This window comes from Roseomonas chloroacetimidivorans, assembly GCF_049629625.1.
Taxonomy (GTDB): domain Bacteria; phylum Pseudomonadota; class Alphaproteobacteria; order Acetobacterales; family Acetobacteraceae; genus Roseomonas; species Roseomonas chloroacetimidivorans.
The window spans coordinates 1-17,187 of sequence record NZ_JBNBZS010000029.1; the positions used below are offsets into that span (position 1 = coordinate 1).

Sequence of the window (17,187 nt, forward strand, 5' to 3'; positions counted from 1 at the left end):
GCTCGCCCGTGAAGCACCCCCCCCGGGCCGTGGATGGCCGTCCGATTCATATCTGATCTGACAGGACCGTGCGCCGCGCTTGTTTGGCGCGGCGCACGGGCCATCTGCGGGCGCGATGGTTGAAACGCGCCCTGCCTATGTGTCTCTGAGACCCCGACGCGGCCGGAAGGCCCTGGGATGGACCTTGATCGTCCTGGGCGTCCTGGGCTGCATCCTGCCCTTTCTCCAGGGTTTCCTTTTCCTCGCCCTCGGTATCTTCGTGCTGCGGGACCAGTATATCTGGGCGGCCAACCGATGGGCCTGGGTGCAGGGCCGCTGGCCCGGGCTGGTGTCCCGCATCGAATCAATGGAAGCCTCGCTGAACACGCGCGTCACGGGGTGGGGCCGGGGCATCCGCCGCGCCCTCGGCCGCGGTTAGCCTCTTCTCCGGCCCATCAGAGAAAAACATGCGAATCCAGGCCTGCCTCAACGGGGCCCGCCCTCCGGACTTTCATCCGGCCCTGCCGCTCACGCCTGATGAGTTGGCGCGGGATGCCGCAGCCTGCGTCGCGGCCGGGGCTATCGCATTGCACCTGCATCCCCGCGGCGCCGAGTTGTATGAATCCCTGGAGCCCCGGGTGATCGAGGCGTCCATGCGCGCGGTTCGGGCCGCCGCGCCTGGCATTCCCATCAGCGTCTCGACTGCTGCCTGGATCGCGGCGGATGACGCGCTGCGGCGGAGGCAGGTCGTTGCCTGGGCTGGCCTTGGCACCGCACGGCCAGACGAGGCCTCGGTCAATCTTTGCGAAGATGATGCGCCGGCAGTGATCGAAGCGCTTCTCGCCTCAGGAATCGGCGTGGAGGCGGGGCTGAGCTCGCTGGAAGATGCCGACCGCCTGATCGCCCTTGGCATCGCCCCGCGCTGTCGCCGGTTCCTTGTGGAAATCCCGGAGGAGGAGGGCCCTGACCTGGCAGAGGCCATCCTGAAGCGGCTGGACGGCATCGCCCCAGGCGTCGAGCGCCAGATCCATGGCGAGGATGCCAGCGCCTGGCCGCTTTTCCGCTTGGCCGTGGAGCGCGGCGCCATGGCGCGGCTCGGCCTGGAGGATATCGGCCTTCTGCCGGACGGAAGCCCCGCTGACGGGAATGCATCGCTTCTCGCCGCTGGCCTGGCCCTGGCGCGCGAGGCCGAAGACTGATCCGGTTTCGCTTGCATTTTGCAAGCGTATCAGCTTGCATCATGCAAGCTGAACGGAAACGCCCATGCCCCGCACCGATTTCTCGACCATGCGCTGCCCTATTGCGCGCTCGATGGAGGTGCTGGGGGAACGGTGGGCCATCCTGGTCATGCGGGAGGCCTTCTACGGCACCACCCGATTCGACGATTTCGAGCGTCATCTCGGCATAGCCTCCAACATTCTCAGCGCGCGGCTGGCCAAGCTGGTGGAGCATGGGCTGTTGGAGCGCGTGCCGGAGGGCGCCCGCCACGCCTACCGGCTGACGGAGAAGGGGCGAGACTTCTTCCCGGCCTTCCTCGCCCTCAAGCGCTGGAGCGACCGCTGGATGGCCGGGCCGGAGGGACCGGTGATCCGCCTGCTCGATCCCCTCACCGGGGAAGAGGTGAGCGCCCCCGTGCCGCTCGGCGCGGATGGGAAGCCGCTGCAGCCGGAAACCGTGCGCCTGGCGCCGGGCCCCGGGGCGGGCGAGGCCATGCGTCGGCGCTTCGGCGCGGAGGCGGCCCTGCATCATGGCTGACACCATCGCCGCCGCGCCGCTTCGCCCCACGGCGCTCTCCCAGATCCTGGCCCTGGCCGGGCCGACCGCCCTCAGCGCGGTCCTGCAGGTCGTGGCGCAGCTCGCCGAAACCTGGCTCGCGGCCCGCCAGGGCACCGCCGCGCTCGCGGGCTGGTCGGTGGTGCTGCCCTTCAGCCTCCTCATGCAGCAAATGTCGGCGGGCGCCATGGGCGGCGGCGTGGCCTCGGCCACCGCCCGCGCCCTGGGGGCGGGGCGGCGGGAAGAGGCCTCGGCCCTGGTCCTGCATGCCGTGCTGATCGCGATCATGGGCGGCGCCATCTTCGCCGTCGTCCTGGCGGGGTTCCCCTATGCCCTCTTTACCCTGATCGGCGGCCGCGATGCGGCGGTGGCCGCGGCGCCCTATTCCATCTGGCTCTTCGGCGTTGGCGCCATCCCGGTCTGGCTGGCCAATACCCTCGCCTCGGTCCTGCGGGGCGGCGGGCGCCATGCACTGGCGGCGCGGGTGCTGCTGCTGACCTGGGCGGTTTATCCGGTGCTCGCCTGGGTGTTGGCGGAGCCGTTGGGGATGGGGCTACCCGGCATCGGCGCGGCCATGGCCATCGCCTTTCTCGGCTCCACCCTGCTGATGGGCTGGGTGGTGCTGGGCGGCGGCGCGGGCTTCGTGCCGGTGCTGCGGCTGCGGCCCTCGGGCGCCATGTTCTGGCGCATTCTTTCCGTGGGGTTGGTCGCCTGTCTCCTGGCGGGGGTGGCGAACCTGACCACCATTCTCGTCACGGCGCGCATCGCCTCTCATGGTCCGGTGGCGGTGGCGGCCTATGGCATTTCGGCCCGGCTCGAATTCCTGATGATTCCGATCGCCTTCGGCGTGGGCTCGGCGCTCACAGCGCTGGTCGGCCGGACTGTGGGGGCGGGGAACTGGGCCGAGGCGCGGCGGATCGCCTGGACGGGTGGGCTCCTGGCCCTGGCGGTGACCGGGGCAGTCGGGCTGGCGGCGGCCATGGCGCCGCGCGGCTTCGCCGGGGCATTCACCAGCGACCCGGCAGTGATCGCCCTGGCCGCGCAGGCACTGTCCTATACGGGCTACGCCTTCGGCGGCTTCGGGCTGGGGATGGCGCTCTACTTCGCCGCCCAGGGCGCGGGGCGCATGGGTTGGCCGGTGGTGGCGGGGCTTTCGCGCATCGTGATCGCCGTGATCGGCGGGTGGCTGCTCTCGGATGTGGCGGGGATGGGACTAGATGGCCAGTTCCTGGCCGTCGCGCTGGGCATCACAGCCTATGGCGTCTTCACCGCCGCCGGGGTGCGGCCGGGCGTCTGGTCCCGGCGCTGAACGGTACGGGCTGCTGGACGGGCCGGCCGCGTTCCGGCCGGCCCGATCCGCGGATCAGGGAACGCGATGCGTGTCGTTCGGCTTCTGGGGCGGCAGCTTGATGGCAATGGCCCGGAAACGGCCGGTGGTGGCGCGCGACCCGGCATGATGGGTGGTGCGGGGGATGATGATCAGGTCGCCCGGCTTCACCTGCACCTCCCGGTCACCGAGCCAGAAGGAGCCGGTGCCGTCGAGGATGTACTGAATCTCGTCGGTTTCCGCGTGGTAGTGCTTGAACACATTGCCACTCTGCACGGCCACCGTGCCGTGCTCCGTCGCGACGAGGGTGCGTGAGCGCAGATCGGTGTTGTTGACGAGCGGACCGATCTCATCGTCGGTCATGGTCAGCAGGTTAACGATCCGGGGCGTCAGTGGCGCCGGGGCGGTCTGCGCATCGGCTGAGGGCACAATGCGTGCGGCAAAGAGGCCGGCCGCGAAGGCAAGGGCGAACCCACCGCACAGGACGGGAAGGCGCATGACGGTTTCCTCGGGTCATTGTGACGAATGATCATTGGCCGGCCGAGGGCGGGCTGCAATCACTCTTCTCAATCCGCCCGGGGATGCGCCCGTCGCCAGGTTTCGAGCAGCCCCGCCTGGTCCACCTGCGTGTAGCGCTGCGTGGTGGAGAGGCTGGCATGGCCCAGCAATTCCTGGATCGCGCGCAGATCGGCCCCGCCGCCCAGGAGATGGGTGGCGAAGGAATGACGCAGCGCATGCGGTGTCGCGTGCTCCGGCAGGCCCGTGGCGCGGCGCAGGTCCCGCAGGGCGCGTTGCGCCACCCCGGGATCAAGCCGCCCGCCCTTGGCGCCCGTGAAGAGCGGTGCATCCGGTCCTGCTGGGCCGCGATGGCGCAACCACTCCGCCATGGCCGCCTCCACTGCGGGCAGCACGGGCACGACGCGCTCCTTCCGGCCCTTGCCCATTACGCGCAGCCCTGTGCCGGCCTTCGGCGCGTCACGCATGTTGAGTGACAGCGCCTCCGAGATCCGCAATCCGCAGCCGTAAAGAAGCGTGAAGAGCGCCTGATTCCGGGCGGCCATGGACGGGCTGTCCTCGGCGCTGTCCGTGGTGGCCGTGCGGGCCTGGTCCTCGGTCAGCGCGCGGGGCACGGGCGGCTTGCGCCGCGGGCCGGTCAGCCCGCCCAGCGGCAGGGGGTCTAGCCCGTGGCGCCGCACGAGGAAGCGCAGAAAAGTCTTGAGAGCCGAGAGCTGCCGAGCGCGGGAGGAGGCGCCGATCCCCTGGGCCGCGCGATGGGCCAGGAAGGCGCGCAGATCGGCTAGGCGTAGCGCGGCCAAGTCCGGCTCCCCGCCCTGATGCGCGGTCAGAAAAGCCAGGAGATCCGCCACGTCCCGCCCATAGGCCTCCACCGTTTCCGGGCTGGCGCGGCGTTCCCGGACCAGCCATTCGAGGAAGGCTTCCCGCGCGGCGAGGGGCGCTATCACGGCGCGGCACCTGCGGGCGGATGGGCCAGCGCGCGGGCCAGGGCATGGGCCAGCAGGCGCAGCGGGGCGGTGGCGCCGCGCTGGGGAATCCGCCCTGCCTCCCGTGCACCGAGCACGAGAAGCCGGGGTTCCGGGCCGGGCAGCCGCGCGAGCGCGTCGCGCGCGATCAGCGGATGCGCCTCGCCATGCAGCATGGCGGCGTCGGAAGGCGCGTCGCGCAGCACCACCTCCCGCCCACCCATCAGCCGGGCAATGGTGCCGGCGGGAAGGTCGCGGAGCGCGGGGGAGGGGGTGGCCTCGGCGGCGAGGGTAGCGGCTTCGAGCCCCAGCAGGACCGGCCATTCGGCAGAAACCACGCCCAACGGGTCCGGCGCGCCGATCAGGGCGGTGGCGGCCAGGGCGGCGCGCAGGGTCAGGTCCTGCCCGCTGCGTGCGGCCTCGGCCACCGCGCCGGTTTCTGCGCGGGCCGCGGAGAGAAGGGCGGCCATGTGGTCGGCCAGCGTCTCACCATGCACGCGCACCGGGGGATGCAGGGAGCGGTAGAGGCTTGGCCGCTCGGCCAGGAAGCCTGGATGGGCGGCGAGATAGGCAGCGACTCGTGCCGCTTCGCCCTCGCTGACTGGATCTTCCGGCTGGGGGGCGGGAAAGGTCATCGCCGCTATTGTGGCAGGGCTGGCGGGGTAAGGCGAATCGGCTCTGCAGTACTCAACCGACAGAGGCGGGCAGGGGCTTTTCTTCTGGGTTAGTTCCGGCCAGTTCCTCAAGGATCGGGCAGTCCGGGCGCGCATCCCCGTGGCAATGCGCGGCCAGGTGACGCAGCGTCGCCGCCATGGCCGAGAGATCCCGCGCCTTGGCTTCCAAAGTCTCCACATGGGCCAGGGCCAGGCGCTTCACCTCGGCGCTCGCCCGGTTGCGGTCACCCCAGAGGGCAAGCAGCCCCGCGATTTCGGAAAGCGAGAAGCCGAGGTCGCGCGCGCGGCGGATGAAGCGCAGCGTGTGCACCTCCTCCTCCCCGTAATCGCGATAGCCGGATTCCCGCCGGGCGGCGGCGGGCAGCAGCCCCACTGACTCGTAATGCCGGATCATCTTGGCCGAGACGCCGGAGGCCTCGGCCGCCTCCCCAATCCTCATGCTTCCATCCCCCTGGCCCGGAAGCGCCGCAGCCGCAGCGCGTTGCCGACGACGAAAACGCTGGAGAGTCCCATCGCCGCCGCGGCCAGCACCGGCGCGAGCAGCCCCGCCACCGCCACCGGAATCAGCACCACATTATAGGCAAAGGCCCAGAACAGGTTTTGGCGGATATTGGCCAGCGTCGCGCGGCTGAGCGCGATGGCGGTTGCGACGCCGCGGGGGTCGCCGGACATCAGCACGACATCGGCGCTTTCGATCGCGACATCCGTGCCTGTGCCGATGGCGATGCCGACATCGGCCGCCGCCAGGGCAGGCGCGTCATTGATGCCGTCCCCGACAAAGGCGATGCGGCCCTCGCCGCGCAACCGGCGCACGGCCTCCACCTTGCCCTCGGGCCGCACCTCCGCCTCCACCGCCTCAATGCCGAGCGGGCGAGCGATGGCCTCAGCGGTGCGGCGGTTGTCGCCGGTCACCATGGCTAGCCGCAGGCCCAGGCTGCGCAGCGCCGCCAGGGCGGAGGCGGTGGTGGGGCGCACCGGGTCCGCCACGGCCAGGATGGCCGCGAGCTGCCCGTCAATGGCCGTATAAACAGGTGTGCGGGCCTGGCCACCGAGCCGGGCGGCGTTATCGGCGAAGGGCGCGACATCCAGGCCGAGCGAGGTCATGAAGCGGTCTGCCCCGACCTCAACACGGCGCCCCTCGACGATGGCGCGCAGCCCCATGCCGGGGATGGCCTCGAAATCTGAGGACGCCGGAACGGAGAGGCCGCGCGCGGCGGCGGCATCGCGGATGGCCTGGGCAAGCGGGTGCTCGCTGCCGGACTCGGCGGCGGCGATCAGCGTCAGCAGCGCTGCCTCGTCGAAGCCCGGGGCGGGGATGAGATCGGTCAGGGCCGGGCGGCCCTCGGTCAGCGTGCCCGTCTTGTCCAGTGCGACGGTGGAGACGTCACGCAGGGCTTGCAGCGCGGCGCCGCGCCGGAACAGCACACCCAGCTCCGCGCCGCGCCCGGTGCCGACCAGCACGGCAACGGGGGTGGCGAGGCCCATGGCGCAGGGGCAGGCGATGATGAGCACCGCCACGGCGGCGACCAGCGCATGCGGCAGGTCCGGGCCGAAGGCCAGCCAGCCCAGGAAAGTGAGGGCCGCGATGCCAATGACCGCAGGCACGAACCAGCGCGTCACCTGGTCCGCCAGAGCCTGGATCGGCAGCTTGCCGCCCTGGGCTTCCTCCACCAGCCGGGTGATGCGGGCCAGGACGGTGGCGGAGCCGACGGCGGTGGCACGCAGGCGCAGCGCGCCATTGGCGTTCACCGTGCCGCCGACCACCGCGTCGCCGGGGCCACGCCGGACGGGCACGGATTCACCGGTGACCATGGATTCGTCGATATGGCTCTCGCCCTCCAGCACAACCGCATCGGTGGGCAGGCGCTCGCCGGGGCGGACGAGCATCACGTCGCCCACTCGCAAGGTGACGGCGGGGATTTCCTGCTCCCGGCCCTCGCGCTCCACCCGGGCCGTGGCAGGGCGGAGGTCGAGCAACCGGCGAATGGCGGTGGAGGCGCGGCCGCGCGAGCGGGCCTCCAGCCAGCGGCCGAGTAGCACCAGCGCGACGATCACCGCCGAGGCCTCGAAGTAGACATGGCGCTGATCCGGCGGCACCAGGCCCGGGAAAAGGGTGACCACGGCCGAGTAACCCCAGGCCGCGAGGGTGCCGAGGGCGACAAGGCTGTTCATCTCCGGTCCGCCACGGAACAGGGCAGGCCAGCCGATGCGGTGGAAGCGCCAGCCCGGGCCGAAGAGCACGAGGGTGGCGAGGATGAACTGCGCCCAGCGCCAGCCGGTCCCGTCCACCTGATGATGCAGGGTGGGAATGACGTGCCCACCCATTTCCACGATGAAAAGCGGGACAGCCAGGGCAAGGGCGATCAGCGTATCGCGGCGCAGCCCGGCCTCCTCTCCCGCCTCGGGCGGGCCGGCATGGTGGGCGTGCGGGTCGGCGGCGCCGTGGTGATGCGCATGGGGGCCAGCCTCCGCGGAGGGCTCGGGCTGCGCCTCGGGGGCGGGTTGATAGCCTGCCTTCCGGATCGCGGATTCCAGCGCGGCGCGGTCCACCATATCCGGCATGTGACGGATGGTGGCACGGCGGGTGGCCAGGTTGACGGAGGCGTCCGTCACGCCGGGCAGGGCGGCCAGGGCGCGCTCCACCCGCCCGGCGCAGCCGGCGCAGGTCATGCCCTCCACGCCGATTTCGCTGGTCTCTTCCGGGGAGGTGTAGCCCGCCTTGGCCACGGCCTCGCGTAGCGCGGCGGGATTGAGGGACTCGCCCTCCACCGTCGCGCGCCGGGTCGCCAGGTTCACGCTGGCTTCCTTGACGCCGGGCAGGGCGGCCAGGGCGCGCTCCACCCGGCCCGCGCAGCCGGCGCAGTGCATGCCTTCCACGGGCAGGGTCAGGCGGGTGGTTTCGGCAACGGTCATGGTCTTGTCCTTCCGTCGCAACCTCAGATGGGGCTTCCCATCATGGGAAGGTCAAGGGGAGGTTCCGCCCGTGTCGGTTCCGCCCTAAGCCTGCCCCATGTCCGCGCCCCCGGCCTTTACCCCCATCCCGGACGGCATTGTCTGCGTGCCGGATTATGAGCAGCCGGCGCGGGAGCGCATGGGCGAGAACGCCTGGGCCTATGTCGGCGGCGGCGCCGCAGATGAGGTGACCCTGCGGGAGAACCGCGCCGGCTTCGATCGGCTTCGGCTGAACAGCCGGGTGCTGGTGCCGATGGAGGGCGCGCATACCCGGTTGCACCTGTTCGGGCAGGAACTGGATCACCCGATCCTCGTTGCCCCCAGCGCCTTCCACCGGCTGTTGCACCCGGACGGGGAGGTGGCGACCATGCTCGGCGCCTCCGCCACGCGGTCCTGCATGGTGGTCAGTGCCCAGGCCAGCCTGCCTTTGGAGTCGATCGCGGGGCAGGCGGTCGTGCGGCCCTGGTTCCAGCTCTACATCCAGCCCGATCGCGGCTTCACCCGGGCGCTGGTGCAGCGGGCCGAGGCGGCGGGCTATGCCGCGCTGGTTGTGACGGTGGATGCTCCTGTCAGCTTGCGGAACCGGGAGCAGCGCGCCCAGTTCCGCCTGCCGCCGGGGGTTGAGGCGGTGAATCTTCGTGGGGCGGCCATGCCGCCGGCCGCACAGGCCGGGAGCGAGATCTTCGGCGCCGTGCGGCATGCCGCCGGCTGGGCCGATATCGCGGCCCTGCGCGCCGCCACGCGCCTGCCCTTGCTGCTGAAGGGCATCATGACGCCCGAGGATGCGGAACGGGCGATCGGGGCGGGCGCGGATGGCCTGGTCGTCTCCAACCATGGCGGCCGGGTGCTGGATACGCAGCCTGCCACGATCGACGCCTTGCCGGCGATCGCGCGGAAAGTGGCGGGGCAGGTGCCTGTGCTGCTCGATGGCGGCATCCGGCGTGGCACCGATGTGCTGAAGGCCCGCGCGCTGGGCGCGCAAGCCGTGCTGGTGGGCCGGCCGGCGCTGCACGGGCTGGCCGTGGCCGGTGCGATGGGCGTCGCCCATGTGCTGAAGCTGCTGCGGACGGAGTTGGAGGTCGCGATGGTCCAGACCGGCTGCCCGACGCTCGACGCGATCGGGCCCGAGGTCATCTGGCGCGGGACCTGAAGTTCAGCCCTTCGGGGCCTCGGCCTTCGGCGGCAGAGGAAACAGCGTGACGAAGCGATGGGCGAGGGCGCGGTCGCCCTCGATCCGCAGGACGCCCGCTTGCTCCAGCGCCTCCAAGGGCTGACCGCCATAGATGGCGGCGGCCATGATGCGGGGCTCGCCGGTAAGGAGGAGGTCGGGCCTGTCCGGCTCACCGCGGGCAATTTCGATGCGCCCGCCGGAGAGGTGGGCGACGAAGCTGCCTTCATTCAGCTGGAAGCCGATCCGCGCATTGATCCCCTCGGCCCTTGCGGGGTCGAGCATGGTTCGGAGCGAAAGAAGGAGCGATGCCGCGCTGAAGGGCAGGGTGGGATCGTGCAGCGGTGAGCGCGCGGCCCAGCGACCCAGCGCCTGGAAAATCGGCTCGCTCTCCAGGCCCCATTCGGTCAGCTCATAGACCTGGGCGGAGGCCGGCGGCGGCAGCTTGCGGCGCACCAGCACGCCTGCGGCCTCCAGCCCCTCCAGCCGCTGGGTCAGGATATTCGCGCTGATGCCGGGCAGGCTGGCGCGCAACTCGCTGAAGCGCTTCGGGCCGAACATCAGCTCCCGCATCACCAGCAGAGCCCATCGCTCGCCCAGCAGGTCGAGCGCGTGCGCGGCGGCGCAGGCATCCTCGTACCAGCGGCGCCGCTGGCTCTCTGGGTTAGTTATTTTTTCTGACTTCATGGTTGCAAAACATAACTCAATGCGGCAGGCTCCTCAAGCAACGTCAAGAGAGGGGGAATATCCCATGGCCCGCATGATCTTCGTGAACCTGCCTGTGACGGACCTGCCGAAGTCAGTTGCCTTCTATGAGGCGATCGGGGCGACGCGGAATCCGACCTTCAGCGATGAGACCGCGGCCTGCATGGTCTTTTCCGACACCATCCATGTGATGCTGCTGACCCATCCGAAATTCGCCGGCTTCACGCCTCGCCCCGTGGCCGATGCGCGGGCCGCGAGCGAGGTCCTCCTCTGCATCTCCTGCGAGAGCCGGGAGGAGGTGGACGAGATCGTGGCCGCCGCGGCGGCCTCGGGCGGCGTGGCGGATCCCGCCGCGACGCAGGATTACGGCTTCATGTATGGCCGCAGCTTCGAGGATCCGGACGGCCATATCTGGGAGCCCATGTGGATGGACATGCAGGGCTTCCTGGCCGCCGCCGGAAAGCAGGCGGCCTGAGATGGCGGGAATCGCGACCTGCCTCTGGATGGATGGCCGCGCGGAGGAGGCAGTGGCTTTCTACGTCGCCGCCTTCCGCCGCGCGGGGCGCGAAGCCGGACCTGGCCCTTTCGTCCGCCAGGGCGAGGCGGGGCCGGGGGCGCCGGGCAGCGTACTGACCGCCACGGCGACGCTCGATGGCCATGTCGTCATCGCGCTGAATGGGGGGCCGGCTTTCCAATTCACGCCTGCCATTTCGCTGACCGTCACCTGCGCGGACCAGGCGGAGGTGGACCAGTTCTGGGAGGCTCTGTCGGAGGGCGGGGAGACCGGCCGCTGCGGCTGGCTAACGGACCGCTTCGGCGTCTCCTGGCAGGTGGTGCCGAAGCGGTTGCCGGAGATGCTGCAGGACGCCGATCCCGCGCGGGCCGGGCGGGTCATGCAGGCGCTGATGGGGATGACGAAGCTCGAGATCGCCGGGCTGGAAGCCGCCTATGGCTGAACTGCCCGGGCTGCCGGCCCGCCGGTCCTTCGCGCGCCGCGTCGGAGAGGCGCAGCGCCTCCTTTCGCTAGGAGCGCCGAACCGGAACTGAGGCCGGTGTGCCGGCACCCAAATGGCGTGCCGTCGAGCCGGGCACGCCGGCATCGCATGAGCAGGGAGGCCAGTGGGTCTTCGCTAATCGGAGGAGATAGGACGATGCGCGTCATGGTTCTGGTGAAAGCAACAAAGGAGAGCGAGGCGGGCATCCTGCCATCGACCGAACTCCTGGAGGCCATGGGCCGGTACAACGAGGAGCTGGCCGAGGCCGGCATCCTCCTGGCCGGTGAGGGTCTGAAGCCCTCGTCTCAGGGCAAGCGGGTGGCCTTCGACGGCCCGGGCCGCACGGTCATTGATGGGCCTTTTGCCGGGACGAGCGAGCTGGTGGCCGGCTTTTGGCTCTGGAAGGTCAGGGACATGGCTGAGGCGATGGAATGGGCGAAGCGGTGCCCCAATCCGATGCCTGGCCCGAGCGAGATCGAGATCCGTCCGCTCTTCGAGGCCGCTGATTTCGGTGAGGCGCTGACACCGGAGATCGCCGAGCAGGAGGACCGGATCCGCGACAAGCTGGCCTCCCCCGGATCCGGCGCCTGATCCCGGCGGAAACGCCGTGAGGCGTGACGCGGCGCTTCGAACAGCAAGCCAGGGCATTTGCCGCGAGCATCTGTGGATGGAAAGCGCTTAGACTGGTGGCGCGGCAGCCGGAGCGGATCGCTGGAGGGCGGGATCGTCCGACCTGGATCGCTCCTCGAACGAGGGAGGGAAGCGTGTCCCAGCCCAGCATCCGGGCCTTCTTCGACCACCCGACCAAGACCATCTCCTATCTCGTTTCCGATCCCGCGGCCCGCGAGGCGGCGGTGATCGATCCCGTGCTGGACTACGAGGCGGCCAGCGGCGAGGTGGACACGCATTCCGTCGAGGCCATCCTGCGCGCGGCGAAGGAGGAGGGGCTGACCATCCGCTGGGTGCTGGAGACCCACGCCCATGCGGACCACCTTTCCGGCGCGCCGTTCATCAAGACGCGCACCGGGGCCGCCATCGGCATCGGCGAGCACATCCGGGACGTGCAGCGCATCTTCCGCCCCATCTTCCGGGCGGAGGACGTGCGGCCCGACGGTGGCGACTTCGACCGGCTCTTCAGGGATGGGGACCGTATCACAGTCGGCGGGCTGGAGGCGGAGGTGATGCATGTGCCCGGCCACACCCCGGCCGACCTGGCCTACCGCTTCGGCGATGCCGTCTTCGTCGGGGACAGCCTGTTCATGCCGGACTACGGCACCGCGCGGGCCGATTTCCCGGGCGGCGACGCGCCGTTGCTCTATCGCTCCATCCGCCGCCTGCTCGCCCTGCCGCCGGAAACCCGCCTTTTCATGTGCCACGACTACAAGGCGCCGGGACGAGACCATTATGCCTGGGAGACGACGGTTGCCGAGCAGCGGGCGCGCAACAAGCACGTCCATGACGGAGTGACGGAGGATGAGTTCGTCGCGATGCGCCAGGCGCGCGACGCCACCCTCTCCACGCCGGCACTGCTGCTGCCCTCGATCCAGGTGAACATCCGCGCGGGGCGCTTCCCGCCTGCCGAGGTGAACGGGGTGCGCTACCTGCTGATTCCCGTGAAGGCCAAGGGAGGGGCGCTGGTCTGAGTGCCAGCTTCTGCGAGCCGCCCGAAGCGTCGGGGAACGCACGGGATCAAAAGATGCGCTAAGATGGCCGCATGACGGAGCAGGACAGGATGGCGGCCGCAATCGCGATTGCGCAGGCCGCGATGGCAACGGACGAGGTGGTGCAGAACCATCCTCCCGGCACCACGGAGCGCCGGGAGCGGATGCGGCGGATTATCGCGGAGGTTGCCGCCGCCGAAGGTGTGGAACGCATGGAGCTGACCATGGCGCTCACCCAACTTTCGACCCGCAAGAACTGAGGCCGGGGCGGGCGCCGCTCAGGCCGCCTTGTTCTCCACCATTGCCAGAAGCGTCTCCAATTCGTCCGCCTCCTCCGCCGGCTTGTCCGGGCGCAGGCGGGCGATGCGGGGGAAGCGCATGGCGACGCCGGACCGGTGGCGGGTGGAAAGCTGGGCGGCATCGAAGATCACCTCCAGCACGAAGCTCTTCTCCACCTCCCGCACCGGGCCGAAGCGGCCGGTGGTGTGATTGCGGACCCAGCGGTCCAGCATCACCAGCTCCTGGTCCGTGAAGCCGGAATAGGCCTTGCCGACAGGCACGAGTTCCCGCGTGCCATCCTCGTTCGTCCGCCACAGGCCGAAAGTGTAGTCACTATAATAGCTGCTGCGCTTGCCGTGGCCGCGTTGGGCATACATCAGCACGGCATCCACGGTGAGCGGCGCGCGCTTCCATTTCCACCACAGCCCCTTCACCCGGCCCGGCACATAGGGGCTGTCGGCGCGCTTGATCATCAGCCCCTCGATCGAGGCAGCGCGGGCCGTGTCGCGCAGGGCGGAGAGGTCGTCGAGCCTGGCGAAGCGGATCTGCTCGGACAGGTCCATGCGCGCGGGGGCGTGGCGGGCGACCCAGGCTTCGAGGCGAGCACGGCGTGCATCGAAGGGCAGGGCGCGCAGATCCTCCTCACCCTCCAGCAGGAGGTCATAAAGGCGGACGCCGACGGGGAAGTCGCGCATCAGCTTCGGGCTGATCACCTTTCGGTTCAGCCGCTGCTGCAGGTCGGAAAAAGGGGCGACCACACCCTCGCGGATCACCAGCAACTCGCCGTCCAGCACGGCGTGGAAGTCCATGGCCTCCACGATCTCGGGGAAGGCGCCAGAAATGTCCTCGCCGGTGCGGGACCAGATGCGGCGGCCACCCGGGCCGGCGGTGAGTTGGACGCGGATGCCGTCCCATTTCCACTCCGCGCGCCAGTCATTCGGGCCGGCCTCCACGGCGGCAATGTCGGCCGCTGCTTCCAGCGGATGGGCCAGCATCAGCGGGCGGAAGACCGGCGCGCCGGCGGCGTCGGGGCGGGGGCCTTCTCCCTCAAGCCAGCGGAAGAGGGGGAGGTAGGGTGGGGCAACACCGTGCCAGACCTCCTCGATCTCCCCGATATCCTGGCCTGCCCATTCGGCGAGCGCGGTCTTGGCAAGGCGGGCAGAGGCGCCGACCCTTAGCCCACCGGTAACAAGCTTAATCAGGGCAAGGCGGCCACCGGCGTCCAGTGTGTCGAGCCAGCCTTCCAGAAGGGCCGGCACCTCGGCGCGGGAGGCGAGTTCGAGGCCCTCGGCCACTTCGGAAAGGGAGGGCGGCGGAGCGTTCACCCCTGCCCGCGCCGGCCAGATCAGGGCGACGGTCTCCGCGAAGTCGCCGACATAGTCGTGGGAAAGGGCCAGGAGGACCGGGTCCACCCGCTGCTGCACGAGGTCGCGTACCACCATGGGCTTGGCGGTGGTGAAGGACAGCTCACCTGTCAGCGCGGCGAGGCCGACACCGCGGTCCGGGTCCGGCTGCTCGGCGAACCAGCGGCGGATCAGAGCGATCTTGGCGTTGCGGCCGGGGGTGAAGACCAGCCGTTCCAGCAGCTCGGAAAAGGCTTCGACGCTCAAGGATCCGCACGGGAGGCGTCCGCCTCCTCCTCGGTGGGCGGAACTTCCGGCGCGCCTTCGTCCTCCTCGTCTCCCCGGCCGACAAGATGAAGCGCACGGCCGCGAATGCCCCTTAAGGAAAGTGCATGGACCAACGCATCGTCACGGCCATGGGTCACCCAGATATCGGGGGCGCGGACCTCCTCAATTGTCTCCAATAGTTCGTCCCAATCTGCGTGGTCTGAAATAATCAGGGGCAGTTCTACTCCGCGCAGCTTGGCGCGCTGGCGCACCGTCATCCAGCCGGAGGCAGCGCAGGTGACGGGATCGGCCAGGCGGCGGGCCCAGGGCGTGGCTTCGGCGGAGGGTGGGGCGATCACGATTTCGCCAGCAAGGATCGGCGGGTGGCCACGCTTCAGCCCTTTGGGCACCGGGCGCAGCTCCCCGAGGGGGATGCCGAGCGATTCGTAGAGGGCGCAGAGCCTCTCCAGCGCGCCGTGGAGATAGACCGGGCGGTCCCAGCCGGCCTCGCGCAGCAGGGCAATGATGCGCTGCGTCTTACCCAGGGCGTAGGCGCCGACGACATGGGTGCGATCGGGGAAGAGGGCGACGCTGTCCAGCAGCCGCCGGATCTCATGGGCATCCGGCGGGTGGCGGAAGACCGGCAGGGCGAAAGTCGCCTCGGTGACGAAGACATCGCATTCCACAGGTTCGAACCCAGCGCAGGTCGGGTCGCGGCGGCGCTTGTAGTCGCCGGAGATCACGATCCGGCTGCCCTGCCATTCCAGCACGATCTGGGCGGAGCCAAGGACATGCCCGGCCGGGGCCAGAGTAATCCGCACCCCGTTGCGTGTGAGGCTTTGTCCATAGGGAAGGGGTTCAAGGCTCCCGCCGGCGCGGTCCTCCCCGAAGCGGGCACGCATGATGGCGAGCGTCTCGGGCGTGGCCAGCACGGCCCCGTGGCCGGGGCGGGCGTGGTCGGCATGGCCGTGGCTGACCACGGCCCGGTCCACGGCGCGGGAAGGATCGATGTAGAAACCCCCCGGCTCGCAGAAGAGGCCGAGGGGCGTGACGGTCATCCAGGTCTCAGGAGGCGGCGCCGGCATGGGAGGGGGTAGATTGGGCCTCCCTTCCGCGCTTCAAGCCGGCATGCTCTGGCAGCCTGCCGTCTGACGAATTACTCCGCGGCCTCGGCGATCTCGAGCAGGGCGGCGCCGTTGCTGCGTTCCCGCGCGATGTTCCGGCCGCCGCAACGCACATTGTCCAGCAGGTCGCTGTCCGGGTTGGTCACCTGCAGCTTCGCCTGCACCCGGCAGGCAAGCCCGTTGTCCGAGGGGCCGGCCCCGTTCCAGCGGCGGATGGCGTCGACCCAGTTGCCGACCTCCTCATACTTCTCCCGCAGATAGGCCGCTCCCCAGTCGGCGGCGCGCCAGGGGTCCAGCGGCCAGTCGGAGTTGCGGGCGTGGACGCGGGCATTCACCTGCACGCAGCCGGCCATGATGTACTGGCCCGGGCGCGCGCTGCGGTAGATGCGGCGCGCCTCCTCCATGCTGTCAGGGTAGTAGGGCCGGCCACCGATGTTCATCGCATGGGCGTGCAGGCCGGATTCAGCCAGCGCAATGGCCACCATGAGCCCTTCGGGGATCTTGTGGGCCTCCTCCGCCTGACGGACAGCGTCGAGGCAGGCGGCGCGGGGGTTCTCCAGCTCGTCCCGGCGCAGCACGGCGGGACGGGCGCGCAGTGTGGCGCCTGGGCCGACCAGAGAAACCGGGCGGACATTCTCCGGCACCTGGGCTGGCGGCGGGCTGGGTTGGGCAGCCAGCTGGGGTTGCTCATCGGCCGTGGCACAGCCGGCAGCCATGGAGCCAAGGCCAACAATGAGGGTTGAGGCGAGCACAACCCGCCCGGCGCCGTTTCGGCGCCGTCTGGGGGTCGTGCTCCCGGCTTGAGTCGGAGGGGCGCTCCGCGGCATCGCGCACGGGAACGCCGCGTTGACTTGCCGACCCGGGAGGGCCGGCATTCGGGGCGCGGACGTCATGCAACATCCGCTACCAGCAACATGCAGTTAAGCGCAACCCAAAATGCGCGGGGCAGCACGCAGGTGTTATAACGCGAGGACGGAATGAAAGTTGCCGCCTCGCTGCTGCCACAATCACCGTAGGCCGTTTCGTCAGATGCACGACTTGAAGTACTTCGTAAGGAGTTTTTACTTCAGTCCCTACGGCCGGAATGGAACGATGACTTTGAATTACAGTATTCGGGCCGGCCGGGCATGGGTGGGCGGCCGCGAGGCCGCGCGGCGGCGACCCGGCCGGCACAGGGCCATGGCCGGCGGACGCGTGCAGCCCAGCGTATTTCGCGGTGTGGAATGTGTGGAAAATTCGGGAAAATGGGGTGACGACGCTGCCCGCCCGGCGCCGGGATGCTTCAGCATCCTCGGGCCATGAACGCGGCGGGACCAGCGTCGTCCCCTACCGTTTCCTTCCCCAAACCCGGCCCGTCTTTGACGGCGGCACGTTCGATTTGACATGGTCTTGTATAAGACACAAGACACTTTCCCGCCCGACTGAGCCCAGTTTTTGCTTTTTCGATCATGCACCGCAG

Annotated in this window: 19 protein-coding genes; 10 read left to right on the plus strand and 9 right to left on the minus strand. The window is 69.9% G+C overall.

Going from position 1 to position 17,187, the window contains the following annotated elements; genetic code table 11:
• The first annotated feature begins 115 nt into the window (after positions 1-115).
• From ACO1BU_RS20315 to ACO1BU_RS20330, 4 genes are all read left to right on the plus strand, one after another.
• Positions 116-418 (plus strand): PGPGW domain-containing protein, encoded by a 303-nt coding sequence (locus tag ACO1BU_RS20315; RefSeq protein ID WP_424137791.1) that lies wholly within the window; start codon positions 116-118, stop codon positions 416-418.
• A gap of 28 nt (positions 419-446) precedes the next feature.
• Positions 447-1,178 (plus strand): 3-keto-5-aminohexanoate cleavage protein, encoded by a 732-nt coding sequence (locus tag ACO1BU_RS20320; protein ID WP_424137792.1) that lies wholly within the window; start codon positions 447-449, stop codon positions 1,176-1,178.
• 64 nt (positions 1,179-1,242) lie between these two features.
• Complete coding sequence (locus tag ACO1BU_RS20325) at positions 1,243-1,734, plus strand: winged helix-turn-helix transcriptional regulator (RefSeq protein WP_424137793.1); 492 nt, start codon at positions 1,243-1,245, stop codon at positions 1,732-1,734.
• On the plus strand, positions 1,727-3,061 hold the full coding sequence (locus tag ACO1BU_RS20330; RefSeq protein WP_424137794.1) for an MATE family efflux transporter: 1,335 nt from the start codon (positions 1,727-1,729) through the stop codon (positions 3,059-3,061). Before ACO1BU_RS20325 ends, ACO1BU_RS20330 begins: the two co-directional genes overlap by 8 nt.
• Positions 3,062-3,115: 54 nt before the next feature.
• Here ACO1BU_RS20330 and ACO1BU_RS20335 read toward each other — a convergent pair whose 3' ends face one another.
• From ACO1BU_RS20335 to ACO1BU_RS20355, 5 genes are all read right to left on the minus strand, one after another.
• Positions 3,116-3,577: a cupin domain-containing protein gene (locus ACO1BU_RS20335; protein WP_424137795.1), complete on the minus strand. Its 462-nt coding sequence runs from the start codon at positions 3,575-3,577 to the stop codon at positions 3,116-3,118.
• Between the two features lie 68 nt (positions 3,578-3,645).
• Complete coding sequence (locus ACO1BU_RS20340; RefSeq protein ID WP_424137796.1) at positions 3,646-4,542, minus strand: tyrosine recombinase XerC; 897 nt, start codon at positions 4,540-4,542, stop codon at positions 3,646-3,648.
• Positions 4,539-5,195 carry a hypothetical protein gene (locus ACO1BU_RS20345; protein ID WP_424137797.1) on the minus strand — a complete coding sequence of 219 codons (657 nt, stop codon included), beginning with the start codon at positions 5,193-5,195 and terminating at the stop codon, positions 4,539-4,541. The genes ACO1BU_RS20340 and ACO1BU_RS20345 overlap by 4 nt, the downstream gene beginning before the upstream one ends.
• Positions 5,196-5,247: 52 nt before the next feature.
• Positions 5,248-5,673, minus strand: a complete 426-nt coding sequence (gene cueR / locus ACO1BU_RS20350) for a Cu(I)-responsive transcriptional regulator (RefSeq protein WP_424137798.1) — start codon at positions 5,671-5,673, stop codon at positions 5,248-5,250.
• Entirely contained in the window at positions 5,670-8,147 is a 2,478-nt protein-coding gene (locus tag ACO1BU_RS20355; RefSeq protein WP_424137799.1) for a heavy metal translocating P-type ATPase, read from the minus strand. The genes cueR and ACO1BU_RS20355 overlap by 4 nt, the downstream gene beginning before the upstream one ends.
• A gap of 97 nt (positions 8,148-8,244) precedes the next feature.
• Between ACO1BU_RS20355 and ACO1BU_RS20360 the strand changes: the two genes are divergently transcribed.
• Positions 8,245-9,336, plus strand: coding sequence for an alpha-hydroxy acid oxidase (locus ACO1BU_RS20360; RefSeq protein WP_424137800.1), 1,092 nt, complete (start codon positions 8,245-8,247; stop codon positions 9,334-9,336).
• Positions 9,337-9,339: 3 nt separating this feature from the next.
• On the opposite strand, the gene ACO1BU_RS20365 is transcribed toward ACO1BU_RS20360, so the two are convergent.
• A complete protein-coding gene (locus ACO1BU_RS20365) occupies positions 9,340-10,041 on the minus strand; it encodes a winged helix-turn-helix transcriptional regulator (protein WP_424137801.1) in 702 nt (233 codons plus the stop codon).
• Positions 10,042-10,105: 64 nt separating this feature from the next.
• Here ACO1BU_RS20365 and ACO1BU_RS20370 point away from each other — a divergent pair, with 64 nt between their 5' ends.
• The 5 genes from ACO1BU_RS20370 (at position 10,106) to ACO1BU_RS20390 (ending at position 12,975) form a co-directional block, all read left to right on the plus strand.
• Positions 10,106-10,534: a VOC family protein gene (locus ACO1BU_RS20370; RefSeq protein WP_424137802.1), complete on the plus strand. Its 429-nt coding sequence runs from the start codon at positions 10,106-10,108 to the stop codon at positions 10,532-10,534.
• Position 10,535: 1 nt separating this feature from the next.
• Positions 10,536-11,015, plus strand: a complete 480-nt coding sequence (locus ACO1BU_RS20375; protein ID WP_424137803.1) for a VOC family protein — start codon at positions 10,536-10,538, stop codon at positions 11,013-11,015.
• A 195-nt stretch (positions 11,016-11,210) separates the two neighbouring features.
• Positions 11,211-11,645, plus strand: a complete 435-nt coding sequence (locus tag ACO1BU_RS20380; RefSeq protein ID WP_424137804.1) for a YciI family protein — start codon at positions 11,211-11,213, stop codon at positions 11,643-11,645.
• 173 nt (positions 11,646-11,818) lie between these two features.
• Positions 11,819-12,697, plus strand: a complete 879-nt coding sequence (locus ACO1BU_RS20385) for an MBL fold metallo-hydrolase (protein WP_424137805.1) — start codon at positions 11,819-11,821, stop codon at positions 12,695-12,697.
• 71 nt (positions 12,698-12,768) lie between these two features.
• A complete protein-coding gene (locus ACO1BU_RS20390; protein ID WP_424137806.1) occupies positions 12,769-12,975 on the plus strand; it encodes a hypothetical protein in 207 nt (68 codons plus the stop codon).
• A gap of 18 nt (positions 12,976-12,993) precedes the next feature.
• Here ACO1BU_RS20390 and ACO1BU_RS20395 read toward each other — a convergent pair whose 3' ends face one another.
• The 3 genes from ACO1BU_RS20395 to ACO1BU_RS20405 form a co-directional block, all read right to left on the minus strand.
• Complete coding sequence (locus tag ACO1BU_RS20395) at positions 12,994-14,604, minus strand: cisplatin damage response ATP-dependent DNA ligase (RefSeq protein WP_424137807.1); 1,611 nt, start codon at positions 14,602-14,604, stop codon at positions 12,994-12,996.
• Positions 14,601-15,662, minus strand: a complete 1,062-nt coding sequence (locus tag ACO1BU_RS20400) for a ligase-associated DNA damage response exonuclease (protein ID WP_424137808.1) — start codon at positions 15,660-15,662, stop codon at positions 14,601-14,603. The genes ACO1BU_RS20395 and ACO1BU_RS20400 overlap by 4 nt, the downstream gene beginning before the upstream one ends.
• A gap of 98 nt (positions 15,663-15,760) precedes the next feature.
• Complete coding sequence (locus ACO1BU_RS20405) at positions 15,761-16,444, minus strand: transglycosylase SLT domain-containing protein (protein ID WP_424137809.1); 684 nt, start codon at positions 16,442-16,444, stop codon at positions 15,761-15,763.
• Positions 16,445-17,187 lie beyond the last annotated feature (743 nt).

Bases quoted from the DNA above. Each gene is read 5' to 3' on its own strand.
- ACO1BU_RS20315 (WP_424137791.1), top strand. From the start codon at position 116: ATGGTTGAAACGCGCCCTGCCTATGTGTCTCTGAGACCCCGACGCGGC.
- ACO1BU_RS20320 (WP_424137792.1), top strand. From the start codon at position 447: ATGCGAATCCAGGCCTGCCTCAACGGGGCCCGCCCTCCGGACTTTCAT.
- ACO1BU_RS20325 (WP_424137793.1), top strand. From the start codon at position 1,243: ATGCCCCGCACCGATTTCTCGACCATGCGCTGCCCTATTGCGCGCTCG.
- ACO1BU_RS20330 (WP_424137794.1), top strand. From the start codon at position 1,727: ATGGCTGACACCATCGCCGCCGCGCCGCTTCGCCCCACGGCGCTCTCC.
- ACO1BU_RS20335 (WP_424137795.1), bottom strand. From the start codon at position 3,577: ATGCGCCTTCCCGTCCTGTGCGGTGGGTTCGCCCTTGCCTTCGCGGCC.
- ACO1BU_RS20345 (WP_424137797.1), bottom strand. From the start codon at position 5,195: ATGACCTTTCCCGCCCCCCAGCCGGAAGATCCAGTCAGCGAGGGCGAA.
- cueR (WP_424137798.1), bottom strand. From the start codon at position 5,673: ATGAGGATTGGGGAGGCGGCCGAGGCCTCCGGCGTCTCGGCCAAGATG.
- ACO1BU_RS20355 (WP_424137799.1), bottom strand. From the start codon at position 8,147: ATGACCGTTGCCGAAACCACCCGCCTGACCCTGCCCGTGGAAGGCATG.
- ACO1BU_RS20360 (WP_424137800.1), top strand. From the start codon at position 8,245: ATGTCCGCGCCCCCGGCCTTTACCCCCATCCCGGACGGCATTGTCTGC.
- ACO1BU_RS20365 (WP_424137801.1), bottom strand. From the start codon at position 10,041: ATGAAGTCAGAAAAAATAACTAACCCAGAGAGCCAGCGGCGCCGCTGG.
- ACO1BU_RS20370 (WP_424137802.1), top strand. From the start codon at position 10,106: ATGGCCCGCATGATCTTCGTGAACCTGCCTGTGACGGACCTGCCGAAG.
- ACO1BU_RS20375 (WP_424137803.1), top strand. From the start codon at position 10,536: ATGGCGGGAATCGCGACCTGCCTCTGGATGGATGGCCGCGCGGAGGAG.
- ACO1BU_RS20380 (WP_424137804.1), top strand. From the start codon at position 11,211: ATGCGCGTCATGGTTCTGGTGAAAGCAACAAAGGAGAGCGAGGCGGGC.
- ACO1BU_RS20390 (WP_424137806.1), top strand. From the start codon at position 12,769: ATGACGGAGCAGGACAGGATGGCGGCCGCAATCGCGATTGCGCAGGCC.
- ACO1BU_RS20400 (WP_424137808.1), bottom strand. From the start codon at position 15,662: ATGACCGTCACGCCCCTCGGCCTCTTCTGCGAGCCGGGGGGTTTCTAC.
- ACO1BU_RS20405 (WP_424137809.1), bottom strand. From the start codon at position 16,444: ATGGCTGCCGGCTGTGCCACGGCCGATGAGCAACCCCAGCTGGCTGCC.